The 24,506-nt window shown below is 58.8% G+C and carries 18 protein-coding genes; 14 read left to right on the top strand and 4 right to left on the bottom strand.

Features of this window, described 5'->3' with window-relative positions:
- Positions 1–3 precede the first annotated feature (3 nt).
- Complete coding sequence (purE, locus tag AC3WP4_RS07470) at positions 4–495, bottom strand: 5-(carboxyamino)imidazole ribonucleotide mutase (protein WP_074872105.1); 492 nt, start codon at positions 493–495, stop codon at positions 4–6.
- A 469-nt stretch (positions 496–964) separates the two neighbouring features.
- Between purE and AC3WP4_RS07465 the strand changes: the two genes are divergently transcribed.
- Positions 965–1,624, top strand: a complete 660-nt coding sequence (locus tag AC3WP4_RS07465) for a hypothetical protein (RefSeq protein WP_102614521.1) — start codon at positions 965–967, stop codon at positions 1,622–1,624.
- Between the two features lie 57 nt (positions 1,625–1,681).
- On the opposite strand, the gene AC3WP4_RS07460 is transcribed toward AC3WP4_RS07465, so the two are convergent.
- The gene (locus AC3WP4_RS07460; RefSeq protein ID WP_102614520.1) at positions 1,682–2,593 is read right to left on the bottom strand and encodes a LysR substrate-binding domain-containing protein; all 912 of its coding nucleotides are present in this window, start codon (positions 2,591–2,593) and stop codon (positions 1,682–1,684) included.
- 180 nt (positions 2,594–2,773) lie between these two features.
- Here AC3WP4_RS07460 and aspA point away from each other — a divergent pair, with 180 nt between their 5' ends.
- From aspA to AC3WP4_RS07425, 7 genes are all read left to right on the top strand, one after another.
- Positions 2,774–4,198 (top strand): aspartate ammonia-lyase, encoded by a 1,425-nt coding sequence (gene aspA, locus AC3WP4_RS07455; protein ID WP_008150027.1) that lies wholly within the window; start codon positions 2,774–2,776, stop codon positions 4,196–4,198.
- A gap of 498 nt (positions 4,199–4,696) precedes the next feature.
- Positions 4,697–6,145: an alanine/glycine:cation symporter family protein gene (locus AC3WP4_RS07450; protein WP_076029246.1), complete on the top strand. Its 1,449-nt coding sequence runs from the start codon at positions 4,697–4,699 to the stop codon at positions 6,143–6,145.
- Between the two features lie 131 nt (positions 6,146–6,276).
- Complete coding sequence (locus AC3WP4_RS07445; RefSeq protein ID WP_102614519.1) at positions 6,277–7,281, top strand: asparaginase; 1,005 nt, start codon at positions 6,277–6,279, stop codon at positions 7,279–7,281.
- A gap of 164 nt (positions 7,282–7,445) precedes the next feature.
- On the top strand, positions 7,446–8,438 hold the full coding sequence (locus tag AC3WP4_RS07440) for an AraC family transcriptional regulator (protein WP_102614518.1): 993 nt from the start codon (positions 7,446–7,448) through the stop codon (positions 8,436–8,438).
- A 257-nt stretch (positions 8,439–8,695) separates the two neighbouring features.
- Positions 8,696–9,727, top strand: coding sequence for a histone deacetylase family protein (locus tag AC3WP4_RS07435; RefSeq protein ID WP_102614517.1), 1,032 nt, complete (start codon positions 8,696–8,698; stop codon positions 9,725–9,727).
- 12 nt (positions 9,728–9,739) lie between these two features.
- The gene (locus tag AC3WP4_RS07430) at positions 9,740–10,840 is read left to right on the top strand and encodes a polyamine ABC transporter substrate-binding protein (RefSeq protein ID WP_102614516.1); all 1,101 of its coding nucleotides are present in this window, start codon (positions 9,740–9,742) and stop codon (positions 10,838–10,840) included.
- 161 nt (positions 10,841–11,001) lie between these two features.
- Positions 11,002–15,627 (top strand): dermonecrotic toxin domain-containing protein, encoded by a 4,626-nt coding sequence (locus AC3WP4_RS07425; protein WP_102614515.1) that lies wholly within the window; start codon positions 11,002–11,004, stop codon positions 15,625–15,627.
- Positions 15,628–15,749: 122 nt separating this feature from the next.
- On the opposite strand, the gene pdxR is transcribed toward AC3WP4_RS07425, so the two are convergent.
- Positions 15,750–17,300, bottom strand: coding sequence for a MocR-like pyridoxine biosynthesis transcription factor PdxR (pdxR, locus tag AC3WP4_RS07420; protein WP_102614514.1), 1,551 nt, complete (start codon positions 17,298–17,300; stop codon positions 15,750–15,752).
- A 90-nt stretch (positions 17,301–17,390) separates the two neighbouring features.
- On the opposite strand from pdxR, the gene AC3WP4_RS07415 reads away from it, so the two are divergent.
- The 3 genes from AC3WP4_RS07415 to AC3WP4_RS07405 are packed head-to-tail and all read left to right on the top strand — an operon-like array spanning position 17,391 to position 19,159.
- Positions 17,391–18,014, top strand: coding sequence for an FMN-binding negative transcriptional regulator (locus AC3WP4_RS07415; RefSeq protein ID WP_074872122.1), 624 nt, complete (start codon positions 17,391–17,393; stop codon positions 18,012–18,014).
- A 9-nt stretch (positions 18,015–18,023) separates the two neighbouring features.
- Positions 18,024–18,470 (top strand): GNAT family N-acetyltransferase, encoded by a 447-nt coding sequence (locus AC3WP4_RS07410; RefSeq protein WP_102614513.1) that lies wholly within the window; start codon positions 18,024–18,026, stop codon positions 18,468–18,470.
- A gap of 17 nt (positions 18,471–18,487) precedes the next feature.
- Positions 18,488–19,159: a GNAT family N-acetyltransferase gene (locus AC3WP4_RS07405; protein ID WP_102614512.1), complete on the top strand. Its 672-nt coding sequence runs from the start codon at positions 18,488–18,490 to the stop codon at positions 19,157–19,159.
- Positions 19,160–19,279: 120 nt separating this feature from the next.
- Here AC3WP4_RS07405 and AC3WP4_RS07400 read toward each other — a convergent pair whose 3' ends face one another.
- Positions 19,280–20,179: a homocysteine S-methyltransferase family protein gene (locus AC3WP4_RS07400; RefSeq protein ID WP_102614511.1), complete on the bottom strand. Its 900-nt coding sequence runs from the start codon at positions 20,177–20,179 to the stop codon at positions 19,280–19,282.
- Between the two features lie 112 nt (positions 20,180–20,291).
- Here AC3WP4_RS07400 and AC3WP4_RS07395 point away from each other — a divergent pair, with 112 nt between their 5' ends.
- The 3 genes from AC3WP4_RS07395 to AC3WP4_RS07385 all read left to right on the top strand — a co-directional run bounded on the left by AC3WP4_RS07395 (position 20,292) and on the right by AC3WP4_RS07385 (position 24,481).
- On the top strand, positions 20,292–21,113 hold the full coding sequence (locus AC3WP4_RS07395) for an ABC transporter substrate-binding protein (RefSeq protein ID WP_102614510.1): 822 nt from the start codon (positions 20,292–20,294) through the stop codon (positions 21,111–21,113).
- Complete coding sequence (locus AC3WP4_RS07390; protein WP_074872130.1) at positions 21,110–21,946, top strand: amino acid ABC transporter permease; 837 nt, start codon at positions 21,110–21,112, stop codon at positions 21,944–21,946. The genes AC3WP4_RS07395 and AC3WP4_RS07390 overlap by 4 nt, the downstream gene beginning before the upstream one ends.
- Positions 21,947–22,168: 222 nt before the next feature.
- The gene (locus AC3WP4_RS07385) at positions 22,169–24,481 is read left to right on the top strand and encodes an autotransporter outer membrane beta-barrel domain-containing protein (RefSeq protein WP_102614509.1); all 2,313 of its coding nucleotides are present in this window, start codon (positions 22,169–22,171) and stop codon (positions 24,479–24,481) included.
- Positions 24,482–24,506 lie beyond the last annotated feature (25 nt).

Here is a 24,506-nt window from a genome sequence, read left to right as displayed (position 1 = left end):
ACCTCAGGCGATGCGTGGGTCTGGATTTTCCAGGACGCTGTCTGTCTGTTCAGCGCGGAATTTTTTCAGCACCGCGTGGAAGTGCGGGTGCTTGGCGCCGAGAATGCTCGCCGAGAGCAGCGCTGCGTTGATCGCGCCGGCCTTGCCGATGGCCAGGGTGGCAACCGGAATGCCCGCGGGCATCTGCACGATAGACAGCAGCGAATCGACGCCCGAGAGCATCGACGACTGCACCGGCACACCCAGTACCGGCAGGTGGGTCTTGGCCGCACACATGCCTGGCAAGTGGGCCGCGCCGCCGGCACCGGCGATGATCACCTCGATGCCACGCGCCTCAGCCTCTTCGGCGTACTGGAAGAGCAGGTCCGGGGTGCGGTGGGCAGAGACCACTTTCACCTCGTAAGGAATGCCGAGCTTTTCCAGCATATCGGCGGTGTGGCTAAGGGTGGACCAATCGGACTTGGAGCCCATGATCACGCCAACCAGTGCGCTCATCGTCGTGCCTCTTCTCTCTGGGCGCCCGCAGGCGCGTCAAAAAACAACAAGCCACGCAATATGCGTGGCTTGATTGTACGAATTATGGCCGGACGAACCGGCCGAAGGCCGCGCAGTATACCTCAATGAGGCAGATAAACAGCCCCCTGTTCGACCATCTGTCATTTGGTGCCAAAGCGCAGTTTATTGACTTTTAGGTCAGTCGGCGGAGCCAATAAATGGCCGAGCGATATAAAAGTGCATCAGGACTCTGTACGTGATAGCCAGAATCAAATACCTCGAACAATACCGGCAACTTAAACACACCTAACACTGTGCAACACACAAAATTTCCATCTTATATAAAACCGTGGTTAATTCTTTTTAATTGCCCGTTAACCGACAGGCGAGATACCCATTAAATAAACCATGCAACAACCCGCCAACCAGAACTGACGGGCACGACGCACTTGCACAAAGAATTCAAATCATGACAACTATCAAAATATTGTTTATAACGCTGACGGTAGCACTTTTAAATCTTGCCATTCCCGCCTACGCCACCCAGATGACTCAGAATAAAAGTCCAATTACAATATTCGCAATTTTCCACGACGAAGTCCCTTACGACAAAAGACAAACCGCTTACACAGAAAACATTCTCCCCTTCATCAAGGATTTCGAGGGATTCACCGGCAGGCAGGTGAACATTGTGTTTGATCGAAGTTCCCCACCTTACTCAAATTTCAATTACAAATCCGACGACCTCCAGAAACTGATGCGTCAGTGGAATGACTTATCCACAAACTACCTGACGAAGAGGCGTGCTGAAGGTTTTTCCATCGCGCCGCTTGATCGTGTTCTCCTTATCACTAATGGTGTGATCAACGGCACTCCGTTAACCGTAGGTACTGCAGGAGTCGCGCTACAACCAGGCAGAGCGGCCATCGCCTCTTTAATTCAAGTTCAAAATATTGGTCATGAGTTGGGCCACACCTTTAACGCAAACCATGAAAGCGGGGAAGTTCTATATAACGGATGGTGGTGTGAAACATTCATGTTTCCGCCGCTACCCCTTCGCTATAGCTGCTTCAGGTTCAGCGAAGAAAATAAAACTCGTATAAATGACTACTTGAAAGCTTACAACTAAGGAATAGACAACACACACTGCCGGGGCCTTGCCACAGGCCCCGGCTCTTTCAAGCCATCAGGTGTTGCTTGCCGCAGCCCCACCCTCCAGCTTGCGCCACAGCAACCGCACGTTCGCCTTGCGCACCAGCGCGCAGCGGTACAAGCGAATCTCCAGCGGCACATGCCATTGCGGGCCGCCGCATACCACCAGTTCACCTCGAGCCAGTTCGGCGCGCACGCTGAGTCGCGGCACCCAGGCAATGCCCAATCCTTCCAGCGCCATGCTTTTAAGACTGTCGGCCATGGCCGTCTCGTAAATGGTGGTGAAGCGCAGCGCGCGCTGGCGCAGCAGCATGTTCACCGAACGCCCGAGAAATGCACCGGCGCTGTAGGCGAGCAGCGGCACACTGCCTTCGCCTTCCAGATCGAACAGTGGCTTGCCGTCGGCGTCCGCCGCGCAGATCGGGAGCATTTCGGTGTTGCCAAGGTGCAGCGATGGAAAGATTTCCGGGTCCATCTGCATCGCCGCATCCGGGTCGTAGAACGCCAGCATCAAGTCACAACCGCCTTCGCGCAATGCATGCACGGCATCGCCGACGTTGGTCGCCACCAGGCGCGTCGCGATGTTCAGGCCTTCGTTACGCAACTGCGCGATCCAGCGCGGGAAGAAACCCAGCGCCAGGGAGTGAGCGGCGGCGACCTGCATCACCTCGCCCTGCCCGCCTTCCAGGTGATGAAGGTGACGCAGCACTTCACCGAGCTGCTCGACCACCGTCCGCGCGGTGACCAGGAACAGCTGCCCCGCCGCCGTCAGTTCGATCGGCGTGCGCGAGCGATTGACCAGGGTCAGCCCCAACGCGGCTTCAAGGCTGCGGATCCGTCGGCTGAATGCCGGCTGAGTCACGAAGCGTCGTTCGGCAGCCTGGGAGAAGCTGCGGGTGGCAGCCAGGGCACTAAAGTCCTCCAGCCATTTACTTTCAAGGTTCATCACGGCCTCCCGGACACGCACCAATTTAGGTCACACGCTCGCCGCAGACACGACGTCACATGGGCATTATGCCGAATGTGCATAGGCTAGTGTTTAACAGCATTGGCCCAAAATTCTCCACAAGCCTAGCATTTGCAGCGTTCCGGCACAGACCGGGTCCATATCGAGATGATTTCTATCATGTCCTCCGCTGCATCTTTCCGCACAGAAAAAGACCTGCTTGGCGTACTCGAAGTACCTGCTCAAGCGTATTACGGCATCCAGACCCTGCGAGCGGTGAACAACTTCCGTCTCTCCGGCGTTCCGATTTCGCATTACCCGAAGCTGGTTGTCGGCCTGGCGATGGTTAAACAAGCCGCCGCTGACGCCAACCGCGAGTTGGGTCACCTGAGCGAAGCCAAGCACGCTGCCATCAGCGAAGCCTGTGCACGTTTGATCCGCGGCGATTTCCACGAAGAGTTCGTCGTGGACATGATTCAAGGCGGCGCCGGCACTTCAACCAACATGAATGCCAACGAAGTCATCGCCAACATCGCGCTGGAGGCCATGGGTCACCAGAAGGGCGAATACCAATACCTGCACCCGAACAACGACGTGAACATGGCGCAGTCAACCAACGACGCCTACCCGACCGCGATCCGCCTGGGTTTGCTGCTGGGTCACGACGCGCTGCTGGCCAGCCTCGACAGCCTGATCCAGGCGTTCGCCGCCAAGGGCCAAGAGTTCGCTCACGTCCTGAAAATGGGCCGTACCCAACTGCAAGACGCCGTGCCGATGACCCTCGGCCAGGAATTCCGCGCATTCGCCACCACGCTGGGCGAAGACCTGGCCCGTCTGAAGACGCTGGCCCCGGAACTGCTGACCGAAGTGAACCTGGGCGGCACCGCGATCGGTACCGGCATCAACGCCGACCCGCGCTACCAGCACCTGGCCGTTGAGCGTCTGGCGCTGATCAGTGGACAACCGCTGGTTCCGGCTGCCGACCTGATCGAAGCCACCTCCGACATGGGCGCCTTCGTGCTGTTCTCCGGCATGCTCAAGCGCACCGCGGTGAAGCTGTCGAAGATCTGCAACGACCTGCGCCTGCTGTCCAGCGGCCCACGCACCGGCATCAACGAAATCAACCTGCCAGCGCGTCAGCCAGGCAGCTCGATCATGCCCGGCAAGGTCAACCCGGTAATCCCGGAAGCGGTCAACCAGGTGGCGTTCCAGATCATCGGCAACGACCTGGCGCTGACCATCGCAGCCGAAGGCGGCCAGTTGCAACTGAACGTGATGGAGCCGCTGATCGCGTTCAAGATCTTCGACTCGATCCGCCTGCTGCAACGCGCCATGGACATGCTTCGCGAACACTGCATCGTCGGCATCACCGCCAACGAAGAGCGCTGCCGTGAACTGGTCGAGCACTCGATCGGCCTGGTCACCGCGCTGAACCCGTACATCGGCTATGAAAACGCTACCCGTATCGCCCGTATCGCCCTCGAAAGCGGCCGCGGCGTGCTGGAACTGGTGCGCGAAGAAGGCTTGCTCGACGACGAAATGCTCGCCGACATCCTGCGCCCGGAAAACATGATTGCTCCGCGTCTGGTTCCGCTTAAAGCCTGATCCGACGCGTTACTTGTAGCACCGCTCACCAGGTCGAGGGACTAGACACCTCTCACCTTTTGAGGGCTTGGGGATTTGTTCCCCAAGCCCTTTTTTTTAACTTTTGAAAGGACTTCTGTCTTCTGTGGGAGTGAGCCTGCTCGCGATGCAGACACCGCGGTATCTCAGTTACACCGCGTTATCGTTCATCGCGATCAGGCTCACTCCTACAAGAGCCTGGCTCAAAAAAGTCAGGTGTTTCAAAGGCTTCGATTCATCGCTTGCACCACAACCGTGCAGACGGACGGCACACTCATAGGTATAGTGCCGCCCCTCTTCGCGTGAGCGGTCGTCGGTAACGAGGCCCAAACCCATGCGAAACCCGAACTAATAACAAACCCGCAATATGAAATCGGGACGAACCTTCGCCTCACCTGTTTTGCCGCGTGCAATCCGGTGTAACGCGATATTTCTGACCGCACAGCATTTGCATACACAAAAAACAGCGAGGAATAATCCATGCTCGAAGTCATTAACGACTTCCTCTCAGGGAAAGTACTGATCGTGCTCATTGTCGGGCTCGGTAGCTACTTCACGATCCGCTCGCGTTTCGTTCAGTTCCGCCATTTCTTCCACATGTTCGCGGTGTTCCGCGACAGCCTCAAAAGCAGCGCTGGCCAGCTCAGTTCGTTCCAGGCCCTGATGCTCAGCCTCGCCGGCCGCGTCGGTGCAGGTAACATCGCCGGTGTCGGTATCGCCGTGACCCTGGGTGGCCCCGGTGCCGTGTTCTGGATGTGGGTGACCGCGCTGGTCGGCATGTCCAGCAGCTTCTTCGAATGCTCCCTCGGCCAGCTTTACAAGCGCTGCGACTCCGAAGGCCAGTATCGTGGCGGCCCGTCCTTTTACATCCAGCATGGCCTGCAGAAACGCTGGTTGGGCATGATCATGGCGTTCCTGCTGCTGATCACCTTCGGCTTCGCCTTCAACGGCCTGCAAGCCCATGCCGTGACCCACTCGCTGAACAACGCGTTCGGCTTCGACACCACTTACACCGGGCTGGCACTGGCGGTGTTGCTGGGTCTGGTGTTCGTCGGCGGTATCAAGCGGATCGCCAAGGTCGCTGACCTGCTGGTGCCGGTGAAAACCCTGGCGTACATCGGCGTGACCCTCTACGTGATCGTGCTGCAGTTCGACCACGTTCCGGGCATGTTGATGACCATCGTCAAAAGCGCCTTCGGTCTGGATCAAGCCTTCGGCGGCCTGATCGGCAGCGCCATCGTCATGGGCGTGAAGCGCGGCGTGTTCGCCAACGAAGCAGGCCTGGGCAGTGCGCCGAACGTGGCCGCTGTGGCCTCGGTCGAGCACCCGGTATCGCAAGGTGTGGTTCAGGCGTTCAGCGTGTTCCTCGACACTTTCGTGATCTGCACCTGCACCGCGTTGCTGATCCTGCTGTCGGGCTTCTACACCCCGGGCTTCGAAGGCGATGGCATTGCCCTGACCCAGAACTCCCTGGCCGCCGTGGTCGGTGACTGGGGCCGGGTCTTCATTTCGGTGGCTCTGTCGTTGTTCGTGTTCACCTCGATCCTCTACAACTACTACCTGGGCGAGAACAACCTGCGCTTCATGCTGGGTGAAAACCGCAAGGCGCTGATCGGTTACCGCGCACTGGTACTGGTATTGATCTTCTGGGGTGCCATCGAAAACCTCGGCACCGTGTTCGCCTTCGCCGACATCACCATGACGATGCTGGCATTCGTGAACCTGATCGCGTTGTTCCTGCTGTTCAAGGTCGGCATGCGCATCCTGCGTGACTACGATGACCAGCGAGCTGCCGGCATCAAGACCCCGGTGTTCGATTCGAGCAAGTTCCCGGACCTGGACCTGGATCTGAAAGCCTGGCCAGCCAATCCGCCAGCCGCCACCAAGGCTCAAGCCCAGCCGCAAGGTGTACCCGCAGCGCAACGCTGATCAGTAAACGACGGGTGCACAACCTGTGGGAGCCAGCCTGCTGGCGATGACGGACTGTCAGATAACACATTAGTGTCTAACATACCGCTATCGCGAGCAGGCTCGCTCCCACCTGCCAGGAGATTTCCCCCATGACTCCCAATTCCTACCCTGCCGCTCAGCACGTCATGGTGCTCTACACCGGTGGCACCATCGGCATGCAAGCCAGCGCCCACGGCCTGGCCCCGGCGTCCGGTTTCGAAGCCCGGATGCGCGAGTATCTGCACAGCCAGCCTGACCTTGTCGTGCCGCAATGGCGCTTTCGCGAGATGTCGCCGCTGATCGATAGCGCCAACATGACCCCGGTTTACTGGCAGCAACTGCGTGAAGCGGTGGTCGATGCCGTCGATGTCCAGGGTTGCGACAGCGTGCTGATCCTGCATGGCACCGACACCCTCGCCTACAGCGCGGCGGCCATGAGTTTTCAATTGCTCGGCCTGCATGCCCGCGTGGTGTTCACCGGTTCCATGCTGCCGGCCGGCGTAACCGACAGCGATGCCTGGGAAAACCTCAGTGGAGCGTTGGTTGCTTTGGGTCACGGCCTGGCGCCGGGCGTTCATCTGTACTTCCACGGTGAGCAGCTGGACCCGACCCATTGCGCGAAGGTGCGCAGTTTCGGTCGTCATCCGTTCAAGCGGCTTGAGCGCCAGGGTGGCGGCGTGAAAGCGACTTCCGTGCCAGCGCAGTTGAATTACAACCAGGCTAAACAGCTGACGAAGGTTGCGGTGCTGCCGCTGTTCCCGGGCATCGGTGCCGAAATGCTGGACGGCCTGCTCGACAGCGGCATTCAAGGCCTGGTGCTGGAGTGCTACGGCAGCGGTACCGGGCCCAGCGATAACCCGGAGTTTCTCGCCAGCCTGGAGCGGGCGCGGGACAAGGGTGTTGTCGTTGTAGCCGTCACCCAATGCCATGAAGGTGGCGTCGAGCTGGATGTTTACGAGGCTGGCAGTCGCTTGCGCGGTGTCGGCGTGTTGTCCGGTGGAGGCATGACGCGCGAAGCGGCGTTCGGCAAGTTGCATGCGTTGTTGGCTGCAAATCTGGATAACGCTGAAGTGCGGCGCCTTGTAGAACTCGACCTCTGCGGAGAACTCAGCTGACACCCTGCAAAACCCTGTGGGAGCGAGCCTGCTCGCGATAGCGGTCGTCCATCCAACATCGATGCTGACTGACACACCGCCATCGCGAGCAGGCTCACTCCCACAGGATCTCCATCAGGCATACAACTTGCTGCGTTTCAGCCATCCCAAGGCTGGAACACCCCATGCTGCATTCCCATCTCACCACCCTCAACGCTGTCTCCCTGGTGCTCAACACCTTCAAGGCCGAGGGCTTGTCCAGCGAAGCCTTGCTGGCTGGAAGCGGCATCAGCCCGGCGGATCTGAGCCGGGCGGACACGCGCATCACCACCAACCAGGAGATGCAGGTCTGCGCCAACGCCGTCGCGCTCAAGCGTGACATCGGCCTGGAATTGGGCCGCCGGATGCACGTTTCGTCCTACGGCATGCTCGGGTACGCCTTACTCACCAGCGCCACTTTAGGTGACGCCTTGCGGCTGGCACTGCATTACCCGGCGCTATTGGGAACACTGTTCGAATTGAGCCTGGAAGAAGATAACGAGCGCATCTGGCTCACCGCTGGCGACTATCGGGAAAACCCTGCGCTGGCGCCCTTCAATGTCGAGTTTTGCCTGGTTTCGATGAAGGTCACTTGCGAAGACCTGCTCGGCCAACCGTTGCCGCTGCTTGGCGCCCGCTTCGAATACCCCGCACCGGACTATCAGGCACGCTACACCGAACGTTTCGATTGCCCCTTGCAGTTCGACGCTACGTCCAACGCCTTTGCCTTTGATAAACGCTGGCTCGATCAACCCTTGCCTCTGGCCGACGCCATCACCCATCAGGCCATGGCCGAACGCTGCCGCAAACAAAACACCGAGTTCACCGGTCGCCAGGTGTGGCTGGGGCGAATCCGCCAGTTACTCGGCGCGCAGTTGAATGCGGCGCCCGGCCTCGACGGTTTGGCCGAGCAGATGAATTGCTCGGCGCGCACCTTGCGTCGGCATCTGAAGGATCTGGGCTGCAGTTATCAGGAATTGCTTGATGAACTGCGGTTCGAGCAGGCCAAACGCATGCTCTGCGATGACCAACTGCCGATCTATCAAATCGCCGAGGCATTGGGCTTCAGCGAGACCGCGAGCTTCCGTCATGCGTTCGTGCGCTGGAGCGGTGTAGCGCCGAGCCAGTTCAGACCCTGACGACTGATCGTTCCCACGCTCTGCGTGGGAATGCAGCCAGTGACGCTCTGCGTCACCGGGACGCGGAGCGTCCCAAGAGGCATTCCCACGCGGAGCATGGGAACGATCGGCCAGGGTTTGCGCCAATAAGGGAAGGGGCGAATTTCGGTCAATTCTTTTGGCCATATCGATCCCCTTTTGGCCTTTCCTGCCGTTCTCTCAAACGTCGGGCGCCGCAAGACTGTGTTCAACCGAATCAGCCTGCGGAGAACAAGAAAATGCTGACGATCTACTCGGACGATCACCACCTGCACCATGGCCGTTGTGAACTGATGGACGGGCAACTGATGCCCTGCTTCGAAATGCCTTCGCGAGCCGATCATGTTCTGCAGCGTGTGCAGCACCGCGACCTCGGCCCGGTCGAAGCGCCGCAGGATTTCGGCCTCGACCCGATCGCGCGCATCCACAGCCGCGACTACCTCGACTTCTTCAAAGGTGCCTGGGCGCGCTGGACCGAATTCGGTACTGACGGCGACTTGCTGCCCTACACCTGGCCGGCCCGCACCCTGCGCCGGATCATCCCCACCAGCCTGCACGGCCAGCTCGGCTATTACAGCTTCGACGGCGGCGCACCGATTACCGCCGGCACCTGGCAAGCGGCATACAGTGCGGCGCAAGTCGCGCTGACCGCCCAAGCCGCCATTCAACGCGGCGCGCGCAGTGCCTTCGCCTTGTGCCGTCCACCGGGACACCACGCCGCCAGCGATTTGATGGGCGGTTATTGCTACCTCAACAACGCCGCCATCGCCGCTCAAGCCTTCCTCGACCAGGGCCATAAAAAGGTCGCGATCCTCGACGTCGATTACCACCACGGCAACGGCACTCAATCGATTTTCTACGAGCGCAGTGATGTGCTGTTTACCTCGATCCATGGCCATCCGGAAGCCGAGTTCCCGTTCTTCCTCGGCTATGAAGATGAGCTGGGTGAAGGCGCCGGCGAAGGCTTCAACTTCAACTACCCTTTGCCGGCAGGGAGCGGTTGGGACAGCTGGAGTGCCGCGCTGGAACAAGCCTGCAAAGAGATCGAAAAGTACGGCGCCGATATCGTCGTCGTTTCCCTGGGCGTCGATACATTCAAGGACGATCCGATCTCCCAGTTCAAGCTCGACAGCCCGGATTACCTGGCCATGGGCGCACGCATCGCCGGCCTCGGCAAGCCGACGCTGTTCGTGATGGAAGGCGGCTACGCGGTAGAAGAAATCGGCATCAATGCCGTGAACGTTCTCGAAGGTTTTGAAAGCGCCCAATGAGGAATTAGAACAATGGTCAGTCTCAAGCGTTTTATCGCGCCCGCCCTGTGTGCCACCGTGCTCAGTGGCGCCGTTCATGCTGAAGAGCGAACGTTACGCGTCTACAACTGGTTCGACTACATCACTCCCAAAGCGCTGGAAGATTTCAAGGCCCAGAACCCCCAGACCAAACTGGTCTACGACATCTTCGACACCAACGAAGCGCTGGAGGCCAAGCTGCTGACCGGCAACTCCGGTTATGACGTGGTCGTGCCGTCCAACGTGTTTCTCGCCAAGCAGATCGAGGCCGGCGTTTTCCAGCCACTGGATCGCAGCAAACTGCCGAACTGGAACCACCTCGATCCCAAGCTGATGAAGCTGATCGAAGCCAACGATCCGGGCAACAAATTTGCCGTGCCGTACATGTACGGGACCATCCTGATCGGCTTCAACCCGGACAAGATCAAGGCTGCGCTGGGTGACAACGCACCGGTGGACAGCTGGGACCTGATCTTCAAGGAAGAGAACATCAGCAAGCTCAAGCAGTGCGGCGTGGCTTTGCTCGACTCGCCGTCGGAGATCCTGCCACTGGCGCTGCAACACCTCGGCCTGGACCCCAACAGCAAGAAACCGGCGGACTACGAAAAGGCTGAAGCGCTGTTGATGAAGATTCGTCCGTACATCACCTACTTCCATTCCTCGAAGTACATGGCCGACATTGCCAACGGTGACATCTGCGTCGCGGTCGGTTACTCCGGCAGCTTCTCCCAGGCCGCCAACCGCGCCAAGGAAGCCAAGAACGGCGTGCTCGTCGACATGCGCCTGCCCAAAGAAGGCGCGCCGATCTGGTTCGACATGCTCTCCATCCCGAAAGGCGCGAAGAACCCGGAAGACGCCTACACCTTCATCAACTACTTGTTGCAGCCGCAAGTGATTGCGCCTGTCAGCGACTTCGTCGGCTACCCGAACCCGAACAAGGACGCCACCGAACTGGTCGACCCGGCGATCCGCAACAACCCGAACCTGTACCCGACCGAAGCGGCGATGAGCACGCTGTACACCCTGCAACCGCTGCCCCGTGACGCCGAACGGGCACGGACCCGGGCCTGGACCAAGATCAAGTCCGGGACTTGAGCAAACCATCATTTACGCACCCTTGAAGACCCGCCCCGTGCGGGTCTTTTTTTTTACCTGACGATATTTAAGTACCGCCCGACCGATCCCCCACCCCGCTACTTTCCGAACCTGACCGGCGCGTTGGCGCGCACGTCCCAGCCCCTCAGAAAGGAATGCACATGTCTTCTACCGAAACGAATGCAGTCGAAGCCGATCCGGCATCCAGCAATCCAAATGATCTGCTCACCCAACTGGTTACTGGCCCCTCTATCAGGGAGGTGGCCACTCGTATTCTTCGAGACGACCTGAAAAAGCTGTATCCACAATTGGACATTAACCCCGCTATGGCGATGGTCGTCACACCGACCTGGAAAATCATCGCCGGGACTGTCCACCCCGGATCATTGAGATTCGAGTCATTGACGGACACGCTGCTGCGGCACTCCGGCTCAGGCGGATCAGTGACCTATCTCGACGGTGAACATTTCCTGAGCCTGAATCCCGGAGCGACCACGCCTATCCACCTTCCGATCCAGATCGATGCGATAGGACGCCTGATCAATAAACTGTCCCCCATCCTGTTGGTGGCTTACCAGGAACAACAGCTCGAATACTGGGACCAGCCCGCCCAAGGCACGACCCTGCGTTGGCAGACGTTGTCGCAGTCATTGCGCCAGGTCTGGAATGTTGAAAAGGTTGAGGGCTGGGATACGCACCAGCTAGCCATTGCGCGCAACGTCTTCAACTATCCCGATGCAAAGTTGCGTACCCCCCATGACACCTACAAGATTCGGGTCTGCCTGATCGACCTCGACCGGCTCGATGGCGCAGTGTCCAGCCACCTCAATCGTACGGATCTGACCGTCGTGATCGGTACCGTCGAGACACGCACAATCATTCTGACCCACTCCATCGCTTCAGGCTTTGGGACATATGAGTCGCTGGAAAAGCTCGGCGAGGATTTGCCGAAGTATGTTGAAGAACTGCCTCCCGAGGCCACGCTCCAATGGCGCCTGTTCGAACCCGCCGGGAATTTTTTCGATCATCAGGCCGTCGCACTGATTGCTCTTCAGACGGATGCCATTGCCAGCCTGGAGTTTGCAAAACGGACCAGCAGGCCGGCGATTCCCGCCCTCACCCATCCCGCAACAGAGGTGAGCGGCAGGACTCAAACCACCCAGGTTTCGCACTTCGAAAAGGTGCAGCGGCTGATCCCCGAATGGCTGAACGACGCTTCGCCATTCGATCTGGGTTGCTACAGCCGACACCTGTTTGATCTGGCGCTGCTGCAACTGCGTAACAACGGAAAATCCTTCGACGACGATATTGCTCCGATCAAGAAATTCGCGCTGGATGCACTTCGAGCCCACATGCTCAAAAGCCACAGTGATGTTGCCAGCATGAAGCTTGAGAACGTCGAGATCGTTATTGAGAGTCAAGTGGTATGGGGGACATTCACGGCTCCCGGCATGAGCGAGACCAAACGCCTGGGCCTTGCCGAACTGGCACTCGACAACCTCATCGCCCTTCCGCTGGGCAACCAGTCGGTGCAGTACAAAGACGGCACAGCGGTGCCCACGTGGATGACGCCCGACTATGTCAAGAAGGCCATCAGCGCTGTCGATATCGGTGCGACCTACCCCGCGTGGGTCAAGAGCAAGCTACTGGATGACCCGCTGGAATCGCTGCGCCGTCAACGCCTCTACGCCAGTAACTTGCGTATTCAGCTGGCGCTGCAAGCATTGCAAAGCAAAATCCTCGGCGAACATGGCATCGACGAAAAGGGCTATCGCTACGTCGTGGCGGCAATGAATGTGCTGAACGCCGACCGGTGGGTCGATGGGCATGAGATCGTCATCCGTCCGCTGGCGTTCATTCCCAGCCAGCGGAATAACAAAACCCCTGATGAAGTCACCAACATGTTTGTGATCGGGCCACGAGACATGGCCAAGGGGCCCTGCATTCTCTATCGCCCACTGCTTGAGCAACCGCTGACGCAGTACCCCACGGCCGCCAACCTGCTGTATGCGATCAAACACTCCAAGGAGCTGCGGGCATCAACCCTGGCATGGTTGCCGGACAAGGTTCGGTTCAACTATTCGCAGTATGTCTTCCCGGGGGAATTGCCTTCGGTCTGGACGTTGTCACAACTGCTGGTCGACTCAAGCATTGCCCGGCAGATGAGCGGGCCGGTGTCGTTCGGGCAGAAAGTGATCGAGCACGACCGCCTGATGAAACTGTTCAAGGCCAACGCCAACGCGCTGATCATGAAGGGCGAGCGGGATTCGGTGTCCAATGCCGAAAGCCGCTGGGCCAGTTTCAAACAACACGCCTGGATGATATTCAGCGCCGTGTTGCCGTTTCTCGGTCGAACCGCCGGAACGGCTGCGTGGATCTGGCAGATTCTGGACGATCTGCAAGAAGGCGTCGACGCCCGGGAAAACCAGGATACGACAGCACAATGGTCCGCCCTGACCGACTTGCTCCTGACCCTGGGCATGGTGCTGGCTCACCACGCGACTGCCCGCCGCCAACCCGCGCGAGACCGCGTATCGCAGACCGAAAAACCCGTTATTGCCAGCGCGCAGAAAACTCCTCCGGCCCAGACCCCGGCCAGCATACAACTGCCTGATATTGCGGACGATTATCTGCCGGTTGAACACCAGACCTCGCTTCACCCCACGACCGTGCTCAGTAGCAACAGCGCAGGGCTTGGGCCAACCCTGGACCGATACAAAATCCCCAAACCGCAAGGACTCGGAGAGGCCAGTACCGAAGGCTTGTACAAACACCTCTATGAACATCAGTCCAAATACTATGCCCCGGTGGGTGAACGATGGTTCGAAGTCTTCGTGAACGACGATGAAATCGTTCAGATCATTGATACCCGCAAGCAACCGTCCATCACCGGCCCCTTGTTGATCAGCAATTCCAAAGGCGAATGGGTCATTGATATCAGGCTGCGCCTGCGGGGTGGCGGCAAGAAAAGCAGGCTCAAGGCATTACAAAAAGCCAACGCAAGCAAAACCGCCGAGATCAAGACTTATCTGGCCGTTTTCGATGCGCAGATGGCGGACAAACGAAAAAGTATTACCGACGCCTACAAAACCATGAAAGACGCCCCCCCAGAGGCAATCGCTGCCGCTCGACAAACATTTCTCGAAAAACTGGAGGAGCGCACCGCCGAATATGAAACCACGATCGAGAAAGTCAAATCGCTCAATCTGGTCGAGGAAGTGCCCAACTACCGTGTCGCGATGATCGAAATGCTGGGAACTCAACTGTTTTTCAACCAAACCTGGATCGACGAGAAATACCCGGCATTCGTCGATGCCCTGAAGCTGACCATGGAACATCTCGATGCCGAAGAAAAAAGCGGCTCCCCTCCTCCCACCGGGACGTTTGAAGCCATGTCAGACCTGACCCAAGGGATTATTCAGAAGGTCGAGTTCGCTCAGTTGCGCTTCCAGGAGTTGAGACGACTGGGCAAAAACGCTGAGCAGTTGCTCCTCGATTACCAAAAACAACTGCCTAAATTCAACCTCCCGGACCTCAAGTCCCTGCAGGTCACGCTGGCCCGCGAGCTGTGCCTCAAATCTGGCGAAACGCCCGAACGGCCCGCAGCCAAAGCTTCCATCGAGCAGATTGTCGAAGATGCCGATCTGACGGTGAATAGTGCAATGGAGTTGATGGGTGATGAGCAGCTGCTGAACATGGGTGACCGGATCGAGGCCTTGAACAATCTGGTCGATCAGTTCGCCGCCATCGAACAACGCCTCAAGAGCTTCACAGCGACCTACCAGGAGCAGATCGAGCAAAAGCAATTTGAGCGACTGCAGGGCCGTATCGAGGAGTTCCATCAGCAGACCGTAGGGCATCTGGCGGACTTGCTGCGCGAGCAGCGACTCCTGGAGCCTGCACCCGGCCCGTCACGCACCTCATCGGCGTCAAACAAGAGAGTCATCACGACGCGCTTCAAAGGCACCGTGATCGGCCAGACCCGTAAAAACGCGCCCGGAAAAATGGTCCTCGTGGACGTCACCGCCCCGGTGACCGGCAAGGTGATTGCCACTTTCCACGAAAAGACCCCTGGGGTCTGGGTCGAACGGTTGACGAAGAAACCGCAGGCTCCCAAAGGGCGCCTGCCTGACCCGGGGGCACGCATAACGGCAGGACAATCGCTGCTGGATTCTCTGCCCGCCTTTATGCAACGTGCCGAAGCTGACTCAAAACAGTCCTGGCAGCTTCCGGTGGAAATAGAGGAAGTGTTCCACCAGCAGGCCTCTCGCCTTGAAGACGCCGCCAAAGCGATCAACGCAGCGCTCATCCAAAGCAATGCCACGCAGGATCATAAGAACGAGGCACAACCGGTATTGACGCAACTGGCCACACAAACCACCCGACTCTATGCCGAAGGCCATCGCCTGCGGCTTGAGATGACCAAACGACAACCGCCTACCGCCGCCCGCGTCGAATGGTTACACAGCAAAGGCGAAGTCGACATCGTGCACGTGGGAGACCGACGTCGACTCAAAGGGCAGCGCCGGGACTATCTGCAGGAATACGAAGTGCGGGAGGCCACCACCGCCCGCGTGCTTTGGTACGCCCACTTTCACTACGCCCAGCTCAAGGACGAGGTCCAGGCCTATACCGCCGCTCATTTGAAAACCCGCGAGCAACGGCTGCTGGGCAGTGCCGATATAGGGGCAAGCACCAGCAACCAGGAAGCGATCGAGATCTATCGCAGCAGAATCAGCCCTCAGCTGGCCCGATCGCTGTTCTTTCCCAAGGTGAGCACTTCCTGACGCACCATCCACAGACCAGCTCTCCCGTTCATCTCGCTGTCAGCGTCGAAGACATTGCACAGCGAGATGAAAAGACGATCCTGCAGCCGACTACGTACTGCGTCGAATCACCAGTGCGCCCTTTACCGGCACCAGGCACTGCGCAAACGCGCAAGCGCTGATTCGATGGCCGCCTCCGGCACCGCCGCAAAACCCAGCACCAGCCCCGCTCGCTGATCCGCCGGAGTGCTCGAATCCGGTAGCCAGTAACTGCTCAGGCCGTTGATCTCGACATCGACGCGGGCTGCGGCTTCAATCAGTTCGCGCTCGCGGGCCTGAGTGTCGACCGCCACCGTCAAGTGCAGCCCTGCCGCGACATTCGGCAGGCTGCCAACTCCGGGAATGTCCGAGGGCCAGTTGGCCAGAAGTGTATTGCGACGACTCAACGCGGCGCGGCGCATGCGGCGGATGTGCCGCTGGAAATGCCCGGCCGCCATGAATTCGGCCATGACGGCCTGGGTGCTTACCTCGGAATGGCGCACATCGACCGCGCGGCGCTGGGCGAAAGCGTCCACCAATGCCGCTGGTAGCACCAGATAGCCCAGGCGCAATGCCGGAAAAGCCACTTTGCCGAACGTGCCGACGTAGAGCACCCGCCCGTGGCGATCAAGCGCAGCCAGCGGGGCCAGTGGCGCGCCGCTGTAACGGTATTCGCCATCGTAATCATCCTCGACGATCCAACCCCCGGTTCGCTCGGCCCAGGCCAACAACTCCAACCGCCGCGCCAGACTCATCACCACCCCGGTCGGGTATTGATGCGACGGCGTGACATAGGCCAAACGACAATCCTTGAGCCCGTTCAATTCGGTGCAGTCGATACCCTCGCTGTCCACCGCCACCCCGTGCAATCGCGCACCGGCCACGGCGAACGCATGACCCGCCGCCCGATACCCCGGATTCTCGATCGCGACGCCATCGCCCGGCTCTACCAGCAGCTGTGCACAAAGGCTAATCCCTTGCTGTGCGCCACTGGTGATCACTATTTGCTCAGCCGTGCACTGCATCCCCCGGGAGCTGCGCAAATACGCGGCAATCAGACCGCGTAAACGGGCGTCGCCTGCCGGATCGCCGTAACACAACTGCTGCAGATCCGGTTTACGCCAGAAAGCCGCATTCAGCTTGGCCCAAACCTCGAACGGGAACAGGTCGAACGCCGGAACACCGACCCGAAACGCTCGGGGCGGACCACTCGGCGGCAAGGCCAAATGGTTCTTTTCCACGCGCCCCAGCGCACCGCTGTGGATAACTTTGCTGGATGAAACCACAGGTAAATCCAGCCAATTTGTGGATAAGGCTGTGGGTAACCCTGTTGACAACCCTGTGGATACTTTTGTGGATAGTTTTTTCACCAGCAACACTGATTGAGGCAATTGCGCGACATACGTCCCGTCACCCACACGCCCTTCAATAAAGCCCTCGGCGTAGAGCTGATCGTAGGCCCGGACCACGCTGTTTCGGGAAATCGACAACGCCGCCGCCAGATCGCGACTGGCCGGTAATCGCGTACCGCTGGCCAGCCGACCGTCGAGCACTCGCACCCGCAGGGCTTGATAGAGCTGACGACTCAAACCCTGACGGCGATCGAGTTCGATACCCGCCGGGTTGAATGACAAGGACAGTGGCTCGCGGGTCATGGCAATGGACCTATGAAATTGGTCGTTAATGGCTCTTACAACAGACCAATAGCCTGCCTAGGATGCAGGCATTCGCCAAGGAAAATCTCCATGTACACGCCCAGCAACTTTGCCATCGATGATTTGCATGAACTGCACCAGCAGATACTCGGCACCCGCCTCGCGGTGTTGGTCACCTATGGGGAACAAGGTCTGCAAGCCAGCCATTTACCGCTGCTGCTGAGTTCGGACCAAGGCCCGAATGGCACCCTTTATGGACACTTCGCCAAGGCCAATCCGCAATGGAAGGAACTGCAAAACGGCGCCGAAGCCCTGGTGATTTTTGCCGGTGCCGACGCTTACATCAGCCCTGGGTTTTACCCGAGCAAGGCCGAGCACGGCAAAGTCGTGCCGACCTGGAACTACGTTGCCGTGCATGCATACGGCACGGCCGAAGTGTTCACCGACACCGATCGCCTGCGCACTCTGGTCAGTGCACTGACCGATCGTCATGAAGCGGGTCGCGCCAATCCATGGAAAGTCGCTGATGCCCCCGCTGACTACATTGACGGGATGCTCAAGGCCATCGTCGGTTTTGCCTTGCCGATCCAGCGCCTGGAAGGCAAACGCAAGCTCAGCCAGAACCGCAACGCCGCAGACATCACCGGAGTGCGCGAGGGGCTTGCCGCCAGCCCTGATGTGCACGACCAGGCCCTCGCCCACTTGATGCGTTAAGGAATGAACATGAGTCAGATCGACATCCGCCAGGTCACCGCCGACGAGCACGCCGCCTGGTTGCCCTTGTGGCAAGCGTACCTGCGCTTCTACAACACCGAACTGCCTGAGCCCGTCACCCAAAGCACCTGGCAGCGCCTGCTCGACCCGAGCGAGCCGACCCATGCCGCGCTGGCCTGGGCCGACGGCAAAGCGGTGGGCATGGTGCACTTCATCTACCATCGCTCGAACTGGAGCATCGAAAACTCCTGCTACCTGCAAGACCTGTTGGTAACGCCTGAAACCCGCGGCACTGGCGTCGGCCGGCAGTTGATCGAATACGTTTACGCCACAGCCAAAGAGGACGGTTGCTGCAAGGTCCACTGGCTGACCCACGAAACCAACGCCACCGCGATCCAGCTCTACGAGCGCATCGCCGAACGCCCCGGTTTTATCCAGTTTCGCAAAGCCCTGTAAGGTTCAAGGAGAACAGCATGTCGATTTCACTCGCCGACTGGAAAGGCGTTCCGGCGCCATCCGTCCAAACCCTCGAAGGGCGTTTCATCCGCCTGGAAAAACTCGATCCGGCGCGTCATGCCGACGGATTGTGGAAAGCCCTGCAAGGCCCCGGCTCCGACCCGAAACTCTGGGACTATTTGCCTTATGGGCCTTTCCCGGAGCGCAGCGCGTTCAACGATTGGCTGAACAATCATGCGGCCAATAGCGATCCGTATTTCTTCAGCGTGATCGACCGTGCCAGCGGCGATGTGCAAGGCCTCCTCAGTTTGATGTCGATTGTTCCTTCACAAGGCCGGATCGAGATCGGCCATGTCACTTTCGGTGCGCCGATGCAGCGCTCGCCGAAAAGCACCGAGGCGGTTTACTTGCTCGCCAAGGAATCCTTTGCGCTGGGTTATCGGCGGCTGGAGTGGAAGTGCAACAACGGCAACGCCCGCTCCAAATACGCGGCCGAGCGGCTGGGGTTCAGTTTTGAAGGGGTGTTTCGCCAGCACATGGTGGTCAAGGGGCAAAATCGGGACACGGCTTGGTATTCGATTCTCGACTCGGAATGGCCGGCAATCGGGGCGGGGTTTGAGCGCTGGCTGTCCGATGAGAACCAGACGGATTCGGGGCAGGTGAAAACCCTGGCCGAGTGTCGCGGGTAAATCAGCGGCGCCTGGACGGACACCATCGCGAGCAGGCTCGCTCCCACAGGGTTTTGGGTTGACCACAAAATTGTGACCAGCCCCAATCCAATGTGGGAGCGAGCCTGCTCGCGATTGGCTTCACGCCAATTTCTGGGCAAGCACCGCAATATGCTCCGGCCCGATCCCGCAGCAACCACCCAAATGACTGGCGCCGCGTTCTTTCCAGTCTGCCGCCCATTGCAAATAACCCGGCGGATCGAGGTCTTCGCGCAGCGGGTCCAGACCGTCATTGGCCGTGGCCTCTTTCGGTTGCGGCGGGAAGGCATTAGCGTAGGCGCCGATGTGAATTTTCACCCCCAAACGCTTGAAGGTTTCCCGCGCGGCATCAATCGCAGCACCGATCACCTCTGGCTGGCTGCAATTGAACAGCAACGTCTCGACGCCCAGCTCAGCCGCCACGGCTGCGGCTTCAGCCACCGGCTCACCCGAACGCAAACGCGGCACTTCGTCCGTGTCTTCATCCTTCAGGGTAAACGACAGCCAGAACGGCTTGCCGTCCGTTGGCAGACCGGCGTGGATCGCTCGCGCTTCAACGATCGAGCTCTGGGTTTCCGCCAGCCACAGATCGACATGAGGCGCCAACCCCTTCACCAGCGGCGCCAACAATTCAGTCGCCCGGGCAGCATCGAAAAGGTCCGGACGGTAGGACCCAAACAGTGGCGGCAATGAGCCGGCCACACGCACCGCTTTGCCTGAAGCTTCTACAGCGCGCCGCGCCAGCTCACCGGCCAACGCCGCGAGCGCCTGCCCTTCTGCTGCAAAACGTTCTTCGCCAATGTGAAACGGCACCACCGCGTAACTGTTGCTGGTGATCACGTTCGCACCGCTTTCGATATAAGCCGTGTGCACTGCCTCTACCGCTTGCGGCGCTTCGCTCAAGGCCAGCGCCGACCACTCGGGCTGTCTGAACGGCGCGCCTCGACGCTGCAACTCACGACCCATACCGCCATCCAGAATTACCGTGCTTGCTGCGCCCATATGCTTTTCACTCATAAGCTTATGAAAATAACTCACTATCGGAGTCGTTCTTATAACTATTTAATACGCACCATCCGGTTAATAACAACCTCTTTTTTATCAGGGATCGACTGTGAAATTCCAACCGCTACTGGCCCTGGGCCTGACGATTCTGGCTGCCTCCACCCAAGCCTTTGGCGGCGCCACGCTGGATCGCGTCGAAAAAAAGAAAGAGCTCGTGGGCGTGTTGATGGAAAGCTATCCACCCTTCTCGTTCCTCAATGATCAGAACCAGCTCGATGGATTCGACGTCGATGTGGCCAAGGCCGTGGCAGACAAACTGGGCGTCAAACTGCGCCTCGAAACCCCGTCCTGGGACGTGATCGCCGCCGGCCGCTGGAGTGGGCGCTACGACATCTGCATCTGCTCCATGACCCCGAGCAAGGCCCGCGCCGAAGTCTTCGATTTCCCGGTTGAATACTACGCCTCGCCAGCGGTGATTGTGGTCAACGCCAAGGACGACAGCATCCACGGCGCCAAGGACCTGAGCGGCAAGAAAGTCGGTCTCACCAGCGCCTCCAGCTACGAAAGCTACCTGAACAAGAACCTGGTGATCGAAGGCGCCGAAGACACGCAATTGCAGTACCCGTTCGAGGACGTGCAGATTGCGCCGTATGACACTGACAATGTGGCATTCCAGGACTTGGGCCTGGGCACTGGCGTTCGACTGGACGCGATCCTCACCAACCTTGTCACCGCCCAGCCGCGCCTGACCGAAGACAAACGCTTCAAGCTCGCCGGCGAGCCGCTGTACTCGGAGCCGAACTCGGTGGCCATTGAAAAAGGCGACGCCCAGTGGGACGCCAAAGTGCGTGAAGTCTTCGTTCAGCTCAAACAGGACGGCACCCTGAGCAAGCTGTCGCAAAAATGGATCGGCGCCGACATCAGTAAATGACTTCTTTCCCAACACCTCCCCAGCCGCCGCAACCGGTGGCTGAGTCGCGACTGCAACGGATCTTCGGTTTCCGCACGCGGCTGTACCTGACCTGGGCAGTGATGCTCGGCTTGTTCGCCAGTTTCTTCCTGAGCTTCGACCTGAAGTTCTCGATCATCCTCGACAAACTGCCGAACCTGATCGGCCTGCACCTGGCGCCCAACGGCTTCCTGCAGGGCGCGGCACTGACGTTGTTTCTGTGCCTGTGCTCGATCGTGACCTCTTCGCTGCTGGGCTTCATCACCGCCCTGGCGCGGCTGTCGAAAAGTGCTGTGGCCTTCGGTATTGCGAGCTTCTATGCCTCGTTCTTCCGTGGCACACCGCTGCTGATCCAGATCCTGCTGATCTACCTCGGCTTGCCACAACTCGGCATCGTCCCGGGCGCCATCGCCGCCGGTATCATCGCCCTGTCGCTCAACTACGGCGCGTACCTGAGCGAAATCTTCCGCGCAGGCATCCTCGGCGTCCCCCACGGCCAACGCGAAGCATCCCTGGCGCTGGGCATGCGTGAAACCGTGATCTTCTGGCGCGTCACCCTGCCCCAGGCCATGCGCACCATCATCCCGCCAACCACCAACCAATTCATCTCAATGCTCAAAGACTCGTCACTGATCTCGGTGATGGGGGTTTGGGAGGTGATGTTTCTGGCGCAATCGTATGGACGCTCGAGTTATCGCTACATCGAGATGCTGACGACGGCAGCGGTGATTTACTGGCTGATGTCGATTGGGCTGGAGCTGATTCAGGCGCGGATGGAGCGGCATTATGGGAAGGCGTATTTGAGCCGTAGCTAGTGAAAGGCAGATGAGTTTCCGAGTTTGCGATAGCCGACCATATCTCTATTTGTTGTAAGAAAAAGCGTCAGCCAGAACAGGTAAAATCCACCATCCTCAGGAGGCTGGCAATTTTCTACACAACCTTCTGACAACCCCCGCAAGCCTGAGGGAAGCAGCTGACATCAGTACCTATAGCCTGCCTCTTAGAGTTTGGCCTCCTTTCAAACGAGGCCGTACTCGATGTCCGCTCAACACAAATTCCGACCAAAACACCTGGCGCTGGCCGTTGCGCTTACGCTGGGTTGCACTCAAATTTCGCTTGCCCAGCAACTATCCTTCGACGCCATTCCTTCGGGTGCAACGCCAGAGCAGCTCATCGCGGCGATGGACGCATTTATCAATGATCCCGCCACCGACAAAAACACCATTGGCAAAGCATCGGATGGTATTGATCGAAAATTCGGCGATGGAGATGATCTGGTCATTGTGTCTGGCCGCGGAGCCCTTGCAGGATTGATTGACGGTGGTGGCGGCATCAACTTCCTGCAACTTGATACCGCGAGCGGTGGCACGCTAGGTGAGAGTCGTCGTTTTGAAGGCCTGGAACTCAAACGAAGCACTTGGACCATGAATGGTTCCGGTGATTTCAATACCGGTGTCTTGATACGTTCAAAAGCAACGCTAATAAATAACGGAGATATCCAGGGCGGGGCATTGTCCCAAGGAACGCTTGTCAACAACGGAAGGATTGGCGGCAGCGCAACCGTGCAATCAGGCGGCACGCTGAACAATCCTGGAACTATCGAAGGCGACGTAGTTATCAATGAAAAAGGTGCCTTTGCGGGCAACGGTGTAACGGGTTCCCTGACGGTAAACGGAAAGCTTTCTGTCGACGGTTTGCACGGAGCACCGAAAGTTAGAGGTGACTTGAATCTCTCCAAAACTGCCGAGCTAACCTACGAGGTCAATCCCGACCGTAAAAGTGAAACGATATTAGTCGGTGGCACCGCCGACCTCGGCGGCGCCACACTGAATATCGTTGCAGCACCGGGTGACTACCCGTTACTCAGCGAAAACACCATCCTTGCTGCCAGTAAAGTCGAAGGGGAATTTGGGAAAGTCATCAATAACCTTGCCTTCTTAACGCCCAAGCTCGATTACCAAGAAAAGAAGGTCGACCTGATCCTCCTCCGTAACGATGTGCCGATCGAAAATGTCGCAACCACGGATAACGGGAAGGAAGTCGCCCAAAGCATTGAAGAGCCAACGGACATACCTCAAGCATCCTCCGTTGCTGTAGCTCCGAATCCACCTGCGAGTCCCGACACATCCGTTCAGGTCACCACACCAACAACTACCGCTGAAAAACCTTCGATAGCCGCAACGCCGCATACCACCGAACAGCCCGTCACAGCCGCTTCGCCACCCATCACCGACCAGCCCGTCGCAGCCGCAACTCAACCTCCTGTTACCAATCCCGTCGCCACAGTGCCAAAGGCATCCAGCCCAACAAACGCAGCTGTCGTCGCCCTGCTCAGCGCTGACAAACAAACGGCATCTATTGCCATCGAACAGCTGGCTGGCGGCCAAAACGCCAACCTTGCAAAAGCGACCCTGAACAGTGACAGCCCAATCAGCGCCACCATGCTCTCGGCCATGCGTCAGCTGGACAGCGCCAATAGCTACATCAATTCCAGCAAGCGCAATGCACCACGCCTGGCCGCCGGCAGTGAAGACAATGGCCGGGTCTGGCTGCAAGCATTGGGTCACGGTGGGACGCTGGATCGCGACTACGATGCTCTGAAACACACAACCCACGGCCTGGTACTGGGAGCGGATTGGGGCATCGATGAGGAATGGCGCATCGGTGTAATGAGCGGTAAATCCGAGACGCGCCTGGATAGTCGAGGACTCGACGGCGATCTCGACAGCTGGCATTTGGGCGCTTATGCCCTGCGGCAAAACGGACCAATGTCCCTGCGCCTGGGCGCGACCTATAGCAACCACGACGGCAGCACTAAACGCCGGGTTGCCTTCAGAGGTTTCAGCGACCGCCCCGAAGGCCGTTACGATGCCAACACCCAGCAGGCCTTTGCAGAATTGGGTTACAACCTGGGCCGGGCGAACGTCAGCATCGAACCGTTTGCCAGCCTGGGTTACCAACGCTATCAGCGCGACACCTACACAGAAAAAGGTGGCGCAGCGGCGCTGAAGGTACAGGGTCAAACGCAGAACAATTTGAACAGCACATTCGGCCTGCGATTGGCGAAACTCAACACGCTGGATAACGGCATGCAACTGACACCGCGGTTCAGTGCCGGCTGGAAACACACGTACGGGGACATCTACAGCGATACCCGCCAACGATTGGTGACGGGCGGAAAAAACTTCAGCGTTTCCGGCGCGTCGCTGGACCGTGACAGTCTGCTGGTCGATGCCGGGCTGGACCTTGGGTTGTCAGCAAAACACACCCTGGGCGTCGGCCTCACTGGCGAGGTCGGCACCGACAGCCGAAACCACGGCGTCACGGGTCAGTGGCGAATGAGTTTCTGACAGTCAAAAACCCGGGGCGAAAAAA

The sequence above is a fragment of the Pseudomonas sp. FW305-20 genome (assembly GCF_058788075.1).
Note: the sequence above shows the minus strand (reverse complement) of the source record. Positions and strands in the feature narration are given on the sequence as shown.

Excerpts from the sequence above, each read along its gene's own strand:
- purE (WP_074872105.1), bottom strand. The coding sequence starts at position 495 with ATGAGCGCACTGGTTGGCGTGATCATGGGCTCCAAGTCCGATTGGTCC.
- AC3WP4_RS07465 (WP_102614521.1), top strand. The coding sequence starts at position 965 with ATGACAACTATCAAAATATTGTTTATAACGCTGACGGTAGCACTTTTA.
- AC3WP4_RS07460 (WP_102614520.1), bottom strand. The coding sequence starts at position 2,593 with ATGAACCTTGAAAGTAAATGGCTGGAGGACTTTAGTGCCCTGGCTGCC.
- aspA (WP_008150027.1), top strand. The coding sequence starts at position 2,774 with ATGTCCTCCGCTGCATCTTTCCGCACAGAAAAAGACCTGCTTGGCGTA.
- AC3WP4_RS07450 (WP_076029246.1), top strand. The coding sequence starts at position 4,697 with ATGCTCGAAGTCATTAACGACTTCCTCTCAGGGAAAGTACTGATCGTG.
- AC3WP4_RS07445 (WP_102614519.1), top strand. The coding sequence starts at position 6,277 with ATGACTCCCAATTCCTACCCTGCCGCTCAGCACGTCATGGTGCTCTAC.
- AC3WP4_RS07440 (WP_102614518.1), top strand. The coding sequence starts at position 7,446 with ATGCTGCATTCCCATCTCACCACCCTCAACGCTGTCTCCCTGGTGCTC.
- AC3WP4_RS07435 (WP_102614517.1), top strand. The coding sequence starts at position 8,696 with ATGCTGACGATCTACTCGGACGATCACCACCTGCACCATGGCCGTTGT.
- AC3WP4_RS07430 (WP_102614516.1), top strand. The coding sequence starts at position 9,740 with ATGGTCAGTCTCAAGCGTTTTATCGCGCCCGCCCTGTGTGCCACCGTG.
- AC3WP4_RS07425 (WP_102614515.1), top strand. The coding sequence starts at position 11,002 with ATGTCTTCTACCGAAACGAATGCAGTCGAAGCCGATCCGGCATCCAGC.
- pdxR (WP_102614514.1), bottom strand. The coding sequence starts at position 17,300 with ATGACCCGCGAGCCACTGTCCTTGTCATTCAACCCGGCGGGTATCGAA.
- AC3WP4_RS07415 (WP_074872122.1), top strand. The coding sequence starts at position 17,391 with ATGTACACGCCCAGCAACTTTGCCATCGATGATTTGCATGAACTGCAC.
- AC3WP4_RS07410 (WP_102614513.1), top strand. The coding sequence starts at position 18,024 with ATGAGTCAGATCGACATCCGCCAGGTCACCGCCGACGAGCACGCCGCC.
- AC3WP4_RS07405 (WP_102614512.1), top strand. The coding sequence starts at position 18,488 with ATGTCGATTTCACTCGCCGACTGGAAAGGCGTTCCGGCGCCATCCGTC.
- AC3WP4_RS07400 (WP_102614511.1), bottom strand. The coding sequence starts at position 20,179 with ATGGGCGCAGCAAGCACGGTAATTCTGGATGGCGGTATGGGTCGTGAG.
- AC3WP4_RS07390 (WP_074872130.1), top strand. The coding sequence starts at position 21,110 with ATGACTTCTTTCCCAACACCTCCCCAGCCGCCGCAACCGGTGGCTGAG.
- AC3WP4_RS07385 (WP_102614509.1), top strand. The coding sequence starts at position 22,169 with ATGTCCGCTCAACACAAATTCCGACCAAAACACCTGGCGCTGGCCGTT.